13 protein-coding genes are annotated in these 15,386 nt (G+C 39.7%); all 13 read left to right on the top strand.

Annotated elements, in window-relative coordinates:
• Positions 1-126: 126 nt before the first annotated feature.
• Positions 127-4,428: a PolC-type DNA polymerase III gene (locus P8610_RS15205; protein ID WP_394605100.1), complete on the top strand. Its 4,302-nt coding sequence runs from the start codon at positions 127-129 to the stop codon at positions 4,426-4,428.
• A gap of 156 nt (positions 4,429-4,584) precedes the next feature.
• Positions 4,585-5,055: a ribosome maturation factor RimP gene (rimP, locus tag P8610_RS15200; RefSeq protein WP_289495660.1), complete on the top strand. Its 471-nt coding sequence runs from the start codon at positions 4,585-4,587 to the stop codon at positions 5,053-5,055.
• Positions 5,056-5,074: 19 nt separating this feature from the next.
• Positions 5,075-6,178, top strand: coding sequence for a transcription termination factor NusA (gene nusA, locus P8610_RS15195; protein ID WP_394605099.1), 1,104 nt, complete (start codon positions 5,075-5,077; stop codon positions 6,176-6,178).
• Positions 6,179-6,198: 20 nt separating this feature from the next.
• Positions 6,199-6,465 (top strand): RNase P modulator RnpM, encoded by a 267-nt coding sequence (gene rnpM, locus P8610_RS15190; RefSeq protein ID WP_289495658.1) that lies wholly within the window; start codon positions 6,199-6,201, stop codon positions 6,463-6,465.
• Positions 6,462-6,767 (top strand): YlxQ family RNA-binding protein, encoded by a 306-nt coding sequence (locus P8610_RS15185; protein ID WP_289495657.1) that lies wholly within the window; start codon positions 6,462-6,464, stop codon positions 6,765-6,767. The genes rnpM and P8610_RS15185 overlap by 4 nt, the downstream gene beginning before the upstream one ends.
• A 15-nt stretch (positions 6,768-6,782) precedes the next feature.
• On the top strand, positions 6,783-9,065 hold the full coding sequence (gene infB / locus P8610_RS15180) for a translation initiation factor IF-2 (protein ID WP_394605098.1): 2,283 nt from the start codon (positions 6,783-6,785) through the stop codon (positions 9,063-9,065).
• Positions 9,062-9,340 carry a DUF503 domain-containing protein gene (locus P8610_RS15175; protein ID WP_289495655.1) on the top strand — a complete coding sequence of 93 codons (279 nt, stop codon included), beginning with the start codon at positions 9,062-9,064 and terminating at the stop codon, positions 9,338-9,340. The genes infB and P8610_RS15175 overlap by 4 nt, the downstream gene beginning before the upstream one ends.
• A gap of 32 nt (positions 9,341-9,372) precedes the next feature.
• Positions 9,373-9,756 (top strand): 30S ribosome-binding factor RbfA, encoded by a 384-nt coding sequence (rbfA, locus tag P8610_RS15170; protein WP_066240910.1) that lies wholly within the window; start codon positions 9,373-9,375, stop codon positions 9,754-9,756.
• An 83-nt stretch (positions 9,757-9,839) separates the two neighbouring features.
• Positions 9,840-10,751 carry a tRNA pseudouridine(55) synthase TruB gene (truB, locus tag P8610_RS15165; RefSeq protein ID WP_394605097.1) on the top strand — a complete coding sequence of 304 codons (912 nt, stop codon included), beginning with the start codon at positions 9,840-9,842 and terminating at the stop codon, positions 10,749-10,751.
• A 24-nt stretch (positions 10,752-10,775) separates the two neighbouring features.
• Complete coding sequence (gene ribF / locus P8610_RS15160; RefSeq protein WP_394605096.1) at positions 10,776-11,717, top strand: riboflavin biosynthesis protein RibF; 942 nt, start codon at positions 10,776-10,778, stop codon at positions 11,715-11,717.
• A gap of 137 nt (positions 11,718-11,854) precedes the next feature.
• Entirely contained in the window at positions 11,855-12,124 is a 270-nt protein-coding gene (gene rpsO / locus P8610_RS15155) for a 30S ribosomal protein S15 (RefSeq protein ID WP_066240919.1), read from the top strand.
• 188 nt (positions 12,125-12,312) lie between these two features.
• Complete coding sequence (pnp, locus tag P8610_RS15150) at positions 12,313-14,427, top strand: polyribonucleotide nucleotidyltransferase (protein WP_394605095.1); 2,115 nt, start codon at positions 12,313-12,315, stop codon at positions 14,425-14,427.
• Between the two features lie 409 nt (positions 14,428-14,836).
• Positions 14,837-15,386: polysaccharide deacetylase family protein (locus P8610_RS15145; RefSeq protein WP_394605094.1), on the top strand; the 550-nt coding region annotated here is incomplete at its 3' end.

The raw sequence follows: 15,386 nt of genomic DNA, 5'->3' as shown, positions 1-15,386 counted from the left end.
ATCAATGTGATGAAAACGCGGTAATACCAATCTTTCGTATAGTATAATAAAAGGGTACAAACGTATGGAAACGTACGTTAGTTGAGTTATCAAAATCTTAATAAACCCCTTTAAAAGGAGGTTCTTATGAGCGGAAATGATCAGCAGATCAGACAAGAAAGGCTGTCGCTTCTTTTAGAACAATTAGGAATTCCTGATGAGATGAAAACCGGTTTTTCGGAAGGGACAATCGAAAAACTCACTATAGATAAAACGAATCGAAGCTGGCACTTTTCCATCGCAATCAATCGTCCGCTAACAGCAGAAGGTTATGCGTGGTTTAGTTCTAGTCTTCATCATACCTTTCAACATATTGCAAAAGTGACTTTTTCACTGCAAACGAAGGAGAGCTATCAGTCAGAAGAGCTTCTTGGCTATTGGCCGTTATGTAAAGAAAAGTTAGTAGAGACCACAGGCCCAAGTCTGTCTAGTATGCTTTCTATTCAAGACCCGGTAGCGGATGGAAATTTTTTGTGCTTAACGGTCCGAAACGATGCAGAAGAAACTTTAGTACAGAGAAAACTATCTCCAGTTATTAAAGAGTTGTACAGTCAGTTCGGTTTTCATTCAGTAATGGTGAAGACGGAAATAAAACATTCTGAAGAAGATTATCAGAAATTTTTAGAACAGCGGAAACAAGAAGATCAGAATAAAGTGATGGAAGCGCTCGTTGAAAAAGAAAAGTCAGCTAATAAAGCAGATGGCCCTGCTGCAAGAACAGATATAATGATTGGTTACTCAATCAAGGATGAACCGGTACCGATTCAAACCATTCAAGATGAAGAAAGACGTATTACGATACAAGGTTACGTGTTTCACGCTGAAACAAGAGAACTTCGAAGCGGCCGTACTTTACTAACATTTAAAATTACGGATTACACAGATTCTCTATTAATTAAGATATTTTCACGTGATAAAGAAGATATTCCAATTCTCCAAGGAATACAAAAGGGCATGTGGTTGAAGGTACGAGGCGGTATTCAAAATGATACCTTTGTCAGAGACCTTGTTATGATTGCAAACGATATTAATGAGATCAAGCCTGAGTACAGAAAAGACTTAGCTGAGGAAGATAAAAAACGTGTAGAACTCCATCTTCACACACCGATGAGTCAGATGGACGCGGTATCTTCTGTTTCCTCGCTTGTGGGACAAGCCAAAAAATGGGGACATCCTGCTGTTGCTATTACAGATCATGCTGGTGTGCAATCCTTTCCTGAAGCTTATAGTGCGGGCAAGAAAAACGGAATTAAGATTCTCTATGGACTTGAAGCCAATCTGGTAGATGATGGTGTTCCTATTGCGTACAATGAAGCGCCTAGAAAACTTTCAGAAGAGACATACATTGTTTTTGACGTTGAAACTACGGGATTATCAGCGGTTTATAATAAAATTATTGAACTAGCAGCGGTGAAGGTAAGAGGCGGAGAAATTATTGATCGATTTGAAAGATTTGCGAATCCTCATGAATCTTTATCAGAGACGACAATCAATCTAACAGGAATCACAGATGATATGGTCGAGAACGCGCCTGAAATTGAAGAAGTACTTCGAGATTTCCACGCATTTATGGGTGATGATATTCTTGTTGCTCATAACGCAAGTTTTGACATGGGGTTCTTAAACGAAGGCTTGCGAAAAATAGGCTTAGGTGAAGCGAAGAATCCCGTGATCGATACACTCGAACTTGCAAGATTCTTACTGCCTCAGTTAAAGAATCATAGACTGAATACGCTCTGTAAAAGGTTTGACATTGAACTTACACAGCATCACCGTGCGATCTATGATGCAGAAGCGACAGGGTACCTTTTATGGAAGCTGTTAAAAGAGACGTTTGAAAAAGAAATCTTCTATCATGACCGCTTGAACGATAACATGGGTCAAGGCGGATTCCAGCGCTCACGGCCATTTCACTGTACGTTGCTGGCTGCAACTCAAGAAGGTTTGAAGAATCTATACAGACTTGTGTCAGAATCACATCTTTCGTACTTTTTTAGAACACCGCGTATTCCGCGTTCACGACTCAGTAAATTGCGAGAAGGTATTTTAGTCGGATCTGCATGTGACAAAGGTGAAGTTTTTGAAGGCATGATGCAAAAGCCGATAGAAGAAGTAGAAAAGATTGCAGAGTTTTATGATTATCTAGAAATTCAGCCGCCAAGTAACTATTATCACCTTATTGAAAGAGAACTTGTTGCTGATGAGATGAACTTAAGAGATATTCTTTCCAACATCGTTCAGTTAGGCGAGAAATTAAATAAACCGGTTGTAGCAACAGGAAACGTGCATTATTTAAATCCTGAAGATGCGATCTACAGAAAGATTTTAATTTCTTCACAAGGCGGGGCTAATCCGCTGAACAGACAAACGCTTCCTGAAGTTCATTTCCGGACAACGGATGAGATGTTAGATTTGTTCTCCTTCTTAGGTGAAGAAAAAGCGGAAATGGTAGTCTGTGAAAACACTAGGTATATTGCAGACAGTATTGAAGAGATCAAGCCGATACCTGACGATCTTTATACACCGAAAATCGAAGGTGCGGATGATGAAGTTCGATCGATGAGTTACGACCGTGCAAGAAGTATATACGGTGAAAACCTTCCTGAAATCGTTGAGAAAAGACTGGAAAAAGAACTAAAGAGTATAATCGGACACGGTTTTGCAGTTATTTACTTGATATCTCATAAGCTCGTTAAAAAATCGTTGATCGATGGATATCTTGTAGGGTCACGTGGATCAGTAGGTTCGTCATTTGTTGCGACCATGACTGAGATTACAGAAGTTAATCCGCTGCCTCCGCATTATGTTTGTCCGAACTGCAAAGAGTCACACTTCTTTAATGATGGTTCCGTAGGATCTGGTTATGATCTGCCTGATAAAGAGTGTCCTGAATGTAATGTTCTATATATTAAAGATGGACAAGATATTCCGTTTGAAACGTTCTTAGGATTTAAAGGAGACAAAGTACCCGATATTGACTTGAACTTCTCAGGCGAATATCAGCCTAGAGCACATAACTACACGAAAGAACTGTTTGGTGAAGAATATGTGTATCGAGCGGGTACGATTGGTACTGTTGCTGAAAAGACTGCCTATGGTTATGTTAAAGGTTACGCGGGTGACCATAACTTAACCATTCGATCTGCAGAAGTAGACCGTCTCGTATCAGGCTGTACAGGGGTAAAAAGAACAACCGGACAGCATCCGGGCGGAATAATTGTAGTTCCTGATTATATGGATATTTATGATTTTTGTCCTGTTCAGTTTCCAGCTGATGATAGCTCATCAGAGTGGAAAACAACTCACTTTGATTTCCATTCTATTCACGATAACCTGTTAAAACTTGATATATTAGGCCACGATGATCCAACCGTTATCCGTATGCTGCAAGATTTAAGCGGAATCGATCCGAAGACCATTCCAGCTTCTGACCCTGAAGTAATGAAAATCTTCTCGGGACCAGAAGTGTTAGGTGTTACTGATGAACAGATTATGTGTAAGACAGGTACACTCGGTATACCAGAGTTTGGAACAAAGTTTGTAAGGCAGATGCTTGAAGAAACAAAGCCAAGCACATTTTCTGAGCTTGTTCAGATCTCAGGATTATCACACGGTACAGACGTTTGGCTGAACAACGCCAACGAACTGATCGCAAACGGAACGTGTGTACTAAAAGATGTTATCGGGTGCCGTGACGATATTATGGTCTACCTCATCTACAAAGGCCTTGATCCTTCACTAGCCTTTAAAATCATGGAAAGTGTACGTAAAGGTAAAGGTCTTCCTGATGAATGGATCGATGAGATGAAACAAAATGATGTTCCTGACTGGTATATTGGTTCATGTTTAAAGATTAAATACATGTTCCCTAAAGCCCATGCGGCTGCATACGTTTTAATGGCCGTTCGTATTGCTTATTTTAAAGTGCATTATCCGATCTGGTTCTATGCTGCTTACTTCACTGTAAGAGCTGATGATTTTGATGTAGAATCCATGATTCGAGGCTCAAAGGCACTTCGTACAAAGATTGAGGAGATCTCGGCTAAAGGCCTAGATGCTTCTACAAAAGAAAAGAATCTTCAAACTGTGCTTGAGCTGGCGTTAGAGATGTGTGAAAGAGGACTCTCCTTCCAAAAAATCGATTTGTACCGTTCAAGCGCAACAGACTTTTTAGTTGAGGGCGATACGCTTATTCCGCCTTTTAATTCGATCGCGGGACTTGGGACGAATGCAGCACTTAACATTGTGAAAGCAAGAGAGCAAGGAGAATTTCTTTCAAAAGAAGATCTTCAGCAGCGAGCTAAGCTATCAAAGACGATTATCGAGTATTTAGATGACCAAGGTTGTCTGGAAGGATTGCCTGATGCAAACCAGCTTTCACTGTTCTAATACGGGCTTTTGAAGCATTCTGAAAGTTGCAGTATTTTACTGGTTATGGTATAGTATTTTTGGAAATACTGTTGAATGAATAACTGTCGACGAAAGAGTGGGGCTCCCCACTCTTTCGTTACGTTTTAAGGTCATTCAGTTAGAAGGAGGGCAGCAATGAGTCAGAAGATTACAGAGCTCACATCTGAGCTTGTAACCCCAATCGTTGAAAAACTAGGACTTGAACTTGTTGACGTTGAATTTGTTAAAGAGGGTAAAAACTGGTTTCTGCGTGTTTATATCGACTCCACGAGTGGCGTAGATATTGAAGAATGCGGGACAGTTAGTGAGCAATTAAGTGAAAAATTAGATGAACTTGATCCGATCGAACAGCCCTACTTTTTAGAAGTATCTTCTCCAGGTGTTGAGAGACCGCTAAAGAAACCTGAAGATGTTAAAAATGCTATCGGCAAAAATGTAAACATTAAACTTTATGAGCCCATTAATGGTGAAAAGGTATATGAAGGACTTTTAAAAGACTTTGACGGTGAAACGCTGTTCATGGAGATTAGAGTAAAAACGCAAGTGAAAAAGGTAGAGTTGCCGTATACAAAAGTGGCGAATGCCCGTCTTGCGGTTGTTTTTTAATGAAGAGGGGAGAAGAAAAATGAGTACCGAGCTTTTGGATGCACTTACATTGTTAGAAAAAGAAAAAGGGATAAGCAAAGATGTTATTATTGAAGCGATTGAAGCAGCCCTTATTTCTGCTTATAAGCGTAATTTTCATCAAGCGCAAAATGTTCGTGTTGATTTTAACAGAGACACTGGAAGTATCCGTGTATTTTCTAGAAAAAATGTGGTTGAAGAGGTTGAGGACGACCGTCAGGAAATCTCTGTCGCTGAAGCACAAGCGATTAACCCTGGGTATGAACTTGAAGATATAGTAGAAGAAGAAGTTACACCAAAAGACTTTGGCCGTATCGCTGCGCAAACAGCTAAACAAGTTGTTACACAGCGTGTACGTGAAGCAGAACGCGGAATTATCTTCTCAGAATTTATTGACCGCGAAGAAGACATTATTACAGGAATTGTTCAAAGACAAGACCACCGCTATATGTATGTAAGCCTTGGCAGAGTAGAGGCATTATTGCCAGCTGCTGAACAGATGCCTGGTGAATCGCATACAACGAACGATCGCATCAAGGTGTATATCACAAAAGTTGAAAAGACTACTAAAGGTCCTCAAATTTTGGTTTCAAGAACTCACCCTGGTTTATTAAAACGTTTGTTCGAACTTGAAGTGCCTGAAATCTATGATGGTACTGTTGAGATTAAATCGATCGCACGTGAAGCTGGAGACCGTTCAAAGATTGCCGTACATGCTGCAGATCCAGAAGTGGATCCAGTAGGTTCTTGTGTCGGGCAAAAAGGTGCGCGTGTCCAAACAATCGTAAATGAACTGAACGGCGAAAAGATCGATATCGTTCGTTGGAGTGAAGATCCTGTTGTTTATGTGGCAAATTCACTAAGTCCTGCAAAAGTATTAGAAGTTCAAGTGAACGAAGAGGAAAAAATGACTACGGTAATCGTGCCAGACTATCAACTTTCCCTAGCAATTGGTAAAAGAGGTCAGAATGCTCGACTCGCAGCCAAGTTAACAGGTTGGAAGATTGATATTAAAAGTGAAACAGAAGCAGTAGAATCAGGCGTTTATGATCCTGCAAACGCTCGAAATGATTTCTTCGACGATACTGATGAGGATGAAGAGTAAGAGAAGACGAGGTGGAGACAATGAAAACACGCAAAATTCCTATGAGAAAATGCGTAGCCTGTCAAGAAATGAAGGCTAAAAAAGAATTAACACGTATTGTCCGCTCGCCTGAAGGAGAAGTCTCTGTCGATACGTCAGGGAAGAAATCCGGAAGAGGAGCCTACCTTTGTCATGAAGCGGCTTGCATCGAACAAGCAAAAAAGAAAAAGGTTCTTGAGTCACATCTGAAAGCGAAAATTCCAGCTGACTTATATGAACAGCTAGAAAAAGGAAGTCATACATCTTGAAACCATCTCCTTGGGAAAACTTTCTTGGAATAGCAGTTCGAGCCGGCAAAGTCATTTCCGGTGAAGAACTAGTTGTTAAAAGCGTACAAAAGCAAAACGCAAAACTTGTTTTGCTGTCTAAAGATGCTTCTGAAAATACAAAGAAAAAAGTTACTGATAAGTGCCTCTTCTATAAAGTTGATCTTGTATGGATTGAAGATCGCAATATTTTGGGCAAGGCTATTGGTAAAGAGCAACGAGTTGTAGTTGCTGTAAATGATCAAGGATTTTCTAAGCGTTTGAAGGAACTTCTTGATCACTAACTCGGGGGTGAACATATGAGTAAAATCCGCGTATACGAATATGCGAAACAGAAAAATGTTCAAAGTAAAGACATTATTGAAAAGCTGAAAACGATGGATGTCCACGTAGCAAATCATATGTCTATGATTGATCAAGCAGCTCTTAAAAAACTGGACGAAGCATATCGTCCTAAAACAAACAAAGATCAAGCAAAATCATCCAATCAAAATCAACTCCCTAAAACAGATATGAAAAATAGCAACTCTGGTAACGACACCAAATCTAATAAAAAGGAAGTTCAAAAAGAGAGTAATATGAAAATAAAAAAAGAGAACAATAACTCGTCACAAGCTAAAGGACCAAAGTCCACAAATACAAACAGCCAAGGCAGCCAAGGCGGCCAAAACAAGAATAATAACAATCAGAACAGAAACAGCAATAACAACAGAAATCAAAACAACAATAACAGAAACAACAACAACAAAAATCAAAACAACAGAAACAAACAAAATAGAGGCGGAGGGAACCATCAGCAGCAAGCTCCACAGAAAAAGGTTCTTGAAACGCCAAGCAAAATTACTTTTACAGATTCACTTCAAGTAGGTGAACTTGCAAAAAAATTAAACAAAGATACTTCTGAAATCATTAAGAAGTTAATGGGTCTTGGTATCATGGCTACAATCAACCAAGAGCTTGATAAAGAAGCGATCGAACTGATTGCAGCTGACTATGATGTTGAGGTAGAAGAAGAAATCATCGTTGATGAAACAGAATTTGAAAACTACGAAGTGGTTGACGATGAAAAAGATCTTCAAGTACGTCCTCCGGTTGTTACGATCATGGGACACGTTGACCATGGTAAAACAACACTTCTTGATGCGATCCGCAACACGAAGGTAACGGCTGGTGAAGCTGGCGGAATTACTCAGCATATCGGGGCTTATCAGATCACAAACAACGGAAAACAAATTACGTTCCTTGATACTCCTGGACATGCTGCGTTTACAACAATGCGTGCTCGTGGTGCCCAAGTAACGGATATTACGATCCTTGTTGTGGCTGCTGATGATGGAGTTATGCCTCAGACAGTCGAAGCGATCAACCATGCTAAAGCTGCTGGAGTACCGATCATTGTAGCTGTTAACAAAATGGATAAAGAAGCAGCTAATCCTGATCGTGTTATGCAGGAGCTTACTGAACATGGCCTTGTTTCTGAAGCTTGGGGCGGAGATACGATCTTTGTAAACGTATCTGCAATTAAAGGCGACGGAATCGATGACCTGCTTGAGATGATCAATCTTGTTTCAGAAGTTGAAGAATTAAAAGCAAATCCAAACCGTACTGCAGCAGGAACTGTTATCGAAGCACAGCTTGATAAAGGCCGTGGATCTGTAGCAACACTTCTTGTTCAGTCTGGTACATTAAACGTAGGTGATCCAATCGTAGTCGGACACACTTTCGGACGTGTACGTGCGATGGTGAACGATCTTGGACGCCGTGTTAAAACGGTTGGACCATCTACACCTGTTGAAATCACAGGATTAAACGATGTTCCACAAGCTGGAGATCAGTTCATGGTCTTTGCTGATGAGAAAAAAGCACGACAAGTTGGGGAATCACGCTTTAAAAAGCAACAAGATGCTCAGCGTAAAGAATCTTCTAAACTGAATCTTGATGACCTCTTTAACCAGATTAAAGAAGGCGACATTAAAGAAATCAATGTCATTATCAAAGGTGACGTACAGGGATCTGTTGAGGCACTTGCTGGATCTCTTCAAAAGATTGATGTTGAAGGCGTTAAAGTTAAGATTATTCACTCTGGTGTTGGAGCGATCAATGAGTATGACATCATGCTCGCATCTGCTTCAAATGCTATCGTAATTGGTTTTAACGTTCGTCCAGATACAGGTGCGAAGCGTACTGCTGATGCTGAAAAAGTTGATGTTCGTCTGCACCGCATTATCTATAATGTAATCGAAGAAATCGAATCAGCGATGAAAGGAATGCTTGATCCTGAATTCGAAGAAAAAGTAATCGGTCAAGTAGAAGTACGTACAACATTTAAAGTATCAAAAGTAGGTACGATCGCTGGCTGTTACGTTACAGAAGGTAAGATCACAAGAGACTCAACAGTTCGCTTAATCCGTGATGGAGTAGTATCATATGAAGGCAAAATCGACGCATTGAAGCGTTTTAAAGATGATGCTAAAGAAGTTTCTGCTGGATATGAGTGTGGAATTACGTTAGAAAAGTTCAATGATATTAAAGAAGGCGATATCATCGAAGCTTACATCATGGAAGAAATTAAAGTTAAATGATCGCCTTATTAACGGTTGAGTTTTTCATATATGAAGCACAGTCGTTAAAAGATAAGCGTTCAGTCGTCCAAAAAGCGGTAAATAGAGTTCGTCAACGCTTAAATGTAGCTGTTTCTGAAACGGATTTTCAAGATTTGTGGCAGCGCGCAGAGATAAGTATGGTTACCGTTTCTTCGGACAAAATAATAGCAGAAAAAGAATTGCAAAGAGCACTTGCGATTATTACATCTATTGCTGAATTAGAAGTTACTGATTCTAACATTGAGTGGCTATAAGGCAAGTGGCAAGAAACGGGGTGTAGTAAAAAATGGGCACAATCCGTTCCAATCGTATTGGGGAACAGATGAAAAAAGAGCTTAGTGACATTATAGGCCGAAAAATCAAAGACCCCCGTGTAGGTTTTGTGACCGTTACGGCGGTTGATGTAACAGGTGATTTGCAGCAGGCTACAGTATATGTCTCTGTGTTTGGTGATTCCGACCAAAAGGAACAAACACTAAGAAGCCTTGCGAAAGCAACAGGTTTCATTCGTACTGAAATCGGTAAACGAATTCGCATGCGAAAAACACCAGACATCTTTTTTAAATTTGATGAATCCTTAAATTATGGAAGCAAGATCGAAAGTCTTTTGTCTGATATTAAACGAGAAGACGAAGACAGCGAAGAGAATGAAGATCATCCGAAACCATAATAGCAAATGGATAGGCAATTATCATAATTGTCTATCCATTTTTTGCTTGAAACGATATAAAGTGATTGAAGGAGAAGCTGTATATGACTGCAAGACAAGGAATACTAGCATTAAAAAAACCTGCCGGAATGACTTCTCATGATTGTGTGGCTAAAATCCGCAGAATATTTTCAACAAAAAAAGTAGGTCACACCGGTACGTTAGATCCTGAAGTTACAGGTGTTTTGCCTATTTGTATCGGAAGAGCAACAAAAATCGCCGAGTACATGTCTGACTATGGCAAGGAGTATATCGGTGAAGTCAGCCTAGGCTTTTCTACTGAAACAGAAGATGCTCACGGTGAAAAAGTGACAGAAAAAGCGGTGGAGGCAGACATTTCAGTTGCTGCTGTTAAAGAAATTTTAAAGTCACTGACAGGAGAAATTGAGCAGATCCCACCGATGTATTCAGCAGTAAAAGTGAACGGCAAAAAACTATATGAATACGCAAGACAAGGGATAACCGTTGATCGGCCAAAACGCAATGTGACGATATATGAACTGGAACTTTTGAACGAAGATGAAACGATTAAAAAAGATAACCCTATATTTTCTTTCCGGGTTAGATGTTCTAAAGGTACTTATGTAAGAACGCTCGCTGTAGAGATAGGTGAGAGACTGGGATATCCCGCACATATGTCACTTCTCGTAAGAACAGCTTCAGGACCTTTTTCAATGGATGATTGTGTAACGTTTGAACAGCTTGAAAGTGGAGAAAAACCTTTAGAAGACTATTTGTTTCCATTAGAAAAAGGGATATCTCATTTTCCAAAATGGACTGTAAAAGAAGAACTTCTTTTTAAAATTAAAAATGGTTCGGTACTTGAAGCACCAAAAGAGTTGGAACAAAGTCCGTTTGGTGTTTATAATGAAGAAGGAAAATGTCTAGCCATTTATGAATTACATCCTTCAAAACCAGGTTTGATTAAACCGGTTAAAGTGTTAGCCATTGATTAACGATAGAAGTTAGTAGGTGAGTTTTTGGAAACGATTGTTATTAGTCATCCGCATCACTTTCAACAAGATAGCCTGCCGCCAACCATTCTGGCATTAGGTTATTTTGACGGAATTCATGTTGGCCATCAGCGTGTAATCCGCACAGCTGTGGAACTGGCAAACAAAAACGGAGCTGTCCCAGCTGTAATGAGCTTTCATCCGCACCCTTCAGTTGTCTTAGGTAAAGCGGATCATAATTGGACGTATATCACTCCTTTAGAAGAAAAGAAAAAAGTTTTAGAAAATATGGGAGTTGAACGTTTTTATCTTGTGAAATTTGATCATGTTTTTGCCGCTCTGGATACAAAGGACTTTGTAAATCAGTATATTATTGGTTTAAATGTTCAGCATGTTGTAACCGGTTTTGATTTTTCTTATGGAAAGTATGGAAAAGGCAACGTAGAAACTTTAGTGAAAGAATCAAACGGCCAGTTTGGGCAAACCGTTATTGAAAAGATAGAAAAAGACGGGGAAAAAATCAGCTCTACAATGATTCGCCACTTTTTAAAAGAAGGACTGGTCGAGGAACTCGTCCCTTACCTTGGACGCAAATATAAACTCAACGGAACTGTTATTCACGGTGATAAACGCGGCCGTACGATAGGCTTTCCTACAGCAAATCTGGATACAGAAGAATATTCACTGCCAAAAGTGGGTGTGTATGCTGTAGAAGTATACATCGATAATGAGAAATATTTTGCGATGGCAAACGTAGGGTATAAACCTACTTTTAAGGATGATCAAAAAAAACCGTCTCTGGAAGTACATGTCTTTGACTTCAACAAAGAAATTTACGGAAAGAGCATTAGTGTTACGTGGTTAAAGAGAATTCGAGACGAAAAGAAATTTAATGGGATCGAGGAACTGATCGCTCAGTTACATGCAGATAAAAGCAAAACATACGAAATCATACATTCTCTGCAGTAAAAAAACTTGCATTTGTTCCGTAAAAAGTCTATGATAATACTTGTACATTTTAATGTACACATAACCGTTGCTTGGCAAATCGAGTCACCGACGTTTGCTCGGTAATTGGTGTTTCTAATATTAAGGAGGTGAAAAGGATGGCTATTACTCAAGAGCGTAAAAACGAACTAATCAGCGAGTATAAGGTACATGATACGGACACTGGATCTCCAGAGGTTCAAATCGCTATCCTTACTGAACAAATCAATGAGTTGAATGATCACTTGCGTACACACAAGAAAGATCACCACTCACGTCGTGGTCTATTGAAAATGGTTGGTAAGCGCCGTAACTTGTTAACGTACCTACGTAACAAGGACATCACGCGTTACCGCGAATTGATCGGAAGACTAGGATTACGTCGTTAATCCAACAAAAAGCGGGATTTAATCCCGCTTTTTTTATTGCAGACAATACACAATCGAACAAATCAGAAATATTTTATACAGGTTACTAAATTCTTTACAGTTTTTCTTTTTAGGAAGGACTGCGATAGGATATAATAGAACCATAAAATACTAGGATTTTTTAAGTGTTGAGAGGAGTACCAAGTAAAATGGATCAACAAAAACGAACATTTACAATGGACTGGGCGGGCAGAACGCTTACGTTTGAAATTGGAGAATTAGCAAAACAGGCAAATGGTGCTGTAATGGTCAGATATGGTGACACAGCAGTGCTTTCAACAGCTGTTGCTTCAAAACAGCCGAAAAATTTAAGTTTCTTTCCACTGACTGTAAACTACGAAGAACGTTTATACGCAGTAGGTAAAATCCCTGGCGGATTCATTAAACGTGAAGGACGCCCGAGTGAAAAGGCTGTTTTAGCAAGCCGTTTGATCGACCGTCCGATCCGTCCTTTATTTGCAGATGGCTTCCGTAACGAAGTACAAGTTGTCAGCACTGTAATGAGCGTTGATCAAAACTGCTCTTCTGAAATGGCTGCGATGATTGGATCATCTCTTTCTTTATCTATTTCAGATATTCCATTTGAAGGCCCGATTGCAGGGGTTACAGTTGGCCGAATTGATGGCAATTTTGTAATCAATCCTACAGTTGAGCAAAATGAAAAAAGTGATATTCAATTAGTAGTAGCAGGAACGAAGCACGCGATCAACATGGTTGAAGCTGGAGCTGAGGAAGTTTCAGAAGAAGTGATGCTTGAAGCAATCATGTTTGGACATGAAGAGATTAAGAAATTAATCGCTTTCCAGGAAGAGATCGTTGCTGAAATCGGCAAAGAAAAGATGGAAGTTGTTCTTCATGAACTTGATAAAGATGTTGAACAAGAAGTTCGTGAGTTTGTCGGAAACGACGTAAAAGAAGCAGTTAAAGTTGTTGAAAAGCACGCACGTCAAGAAGCTCTTGATGCGGTAAGTGCAAACGTAGCTGCTCGTTACGAAGATGATGAAGAGAAAGCAAGCGAAGCAAAAGAAGTTTTACATAAACTCATCAAAGAAGAAGTTAGACGCTTAATTTTAAAAGAAAAAGTGCGTCCTGACGGAAGAAAAACAGATGAAATTCGTAAACTTTCTTCAAAAGTAGGCATTTTAGCAAGAACTCATGGTTCTGGTCTATTCACACGTGGACAAACTCAAGCGCTAAGCATTTGTACATTGGGAGCACTTGGCGATGTTCAAGTTCTTGATGGTCTTGGCGTAGAAGAGTCTAAACGCTTTATGCACCAATATAACTTCCCTCCGTTCAGCGTAGGGGAAACAGGATTTATGCGCGGACCAGGAAGACGTGAGATCGGTCATGGTGCTTTAGGTGAACGTGCGTTAGAACAAGTAATTCCAAATGAAGAAGAATTCCCTTACACTATTCGTCTTGTTTCAGAAGTATTAGAATCTAACGGTTCTACATCACAAGCAAGTATTTGTGCAAGTACGCTTGCGTTGATGGATGCTGGTGTACCGATTAAAGCACCTGTTGCTGGTATTGCTATGGGTCTGATTTCTGACGGTGAAGACGTAACCGTGTTAACTGATATTCAAGGTATGGAAGATCATCTTGGAGATATGGATTTTAAAGTTGCAGGTACACCAAACGGTATTACTGCTCTTCAAATGGATATTAAAATTTCAGGTATAAACCGTGAAATCCTTCAAGAAGCTTTAACACAAGCAAAAGAAGGGCGTATGATCATTCTGAAGTCTATGCTTGCAACACTTTCAGAATCTCGTACACAACTTTCTCAATATGCACCAAAGATTCTTACAATGAAGATCAATCCAGACAAGATCCGTGATGTAATCGGGCCAAGCGGGAAAATCATCAATAAGATCATTGAAGAAACTAACGTAAAGATTGATATCGAGCAAGACGGTACAGTCTTCATCGCTTCAACTGACGAGTCTATGAACAAAAAGGCGAAGAAAATCATTGAAGATATTGTTCGTGAAGTTCAAGTTGGCGAGTACTACATGGGTAAAGTTAAACGAATTGAAAAGTTCGGTGCTTTCGTAGAGCTCTTTAGCGGTAAAGACGGATTAGTTCATATTTCTGAACTTGCTGAAGAACGTGTTGGTAAAGTTGAGGATATCCTTAAGCTTGGTGATGAAATCCTTGTTAAAGTTATGGAGATCGATAACCAAGGCCGTGTAAACTTATCACGCAAAGTAGTTTTAAAAGAAGAAAAAGCGAAGAACGAACAGCAGCAGAACGTTTAATTTTAGTTAGTCTAGAGACTGATCTAAAGTGCACACTCACGTGGCACTTTGGGTCAGTCTTTTTTGTTCGCTGTTTTTGCAATCTCTGTTGTTATTGGAAGTGGTTGATTTCCGTTCCAGGTGCTCACTTTCCGCTTGAAAAGGCTCTTGGTTTTTACCCACTAAGAACAGACAGTTATTATAGGAAATCGTTGCTTTCAGCGGAAATAAGCATTCTAGCTGTGTAAATTGAAAACTTATCGGTAAAGCTGCCTTCACCCGTTGAAGCTATGGATCTGTCGCTTGAAATGCCACTTTAATCAGTAAAAAGATAATAAACTTACCAACACGTACTTTACTTTTCTTTCATCTGTTTAAATCGTTCTAACCTGTCCAAAAGGTACATACCTTGGTACAGGGAGGGAGTTACGTGAAAAATACTATTCTTCACTGGTCCATTGTTGTTTTAATCCTTACTGCTACTGCATTTTCGGTGCATAATCCTTTTACGAGCACCTATATTGAAAGTATTAAAGCCCAAAGTACAGCTGTGTCTCAAATGGAATCAAATTCAATCTATCAGCAGATCAAAGATAAAGCCAAAGAACTAAACAGTCCTCCAAAAAATGCTGAAATCGATCCTGTCTGGAAAGCCACTCCCGGTTATAATGGACTTGTTGTTGACATGGAAGCATCATTTAAAGCGATGAAGAAAGACAATAAATACGATGGCAGTAAGCTAGTTGTAAAACAGATAGAGCCAACCGTTCACCTGGATAATCTTCCCGCATCACCTATTTATAGAGGCAACCCGGAAAAACCTATGGTCACGCTTTTAGTGAATGTAGCATGGGGAAATGAATATCTTCCTGGAATGCTGCAAACGATGAAAAAGAATAATGTGAAATCAACATTCTTTCTAGACGGTTCTTGGGTGAAGAAAAATCCATCTCTCGCTAAAATGATAGCGGAAGAAAAAC

Origin of the sequence: Fictibacillus sp. UD (genome assembly GCF_043558025.1) — a bacterium.
Lineage (GTDB): Bacteria > Bacillota > Bacilli > Bacillales > Fictibacillaceae > Fictibacillus.
The sequence above is the reverse complement of the archived record's forward strand: the minus strand, read 5'-3'. Positions and strand labels throughout refer to the sequence as shown.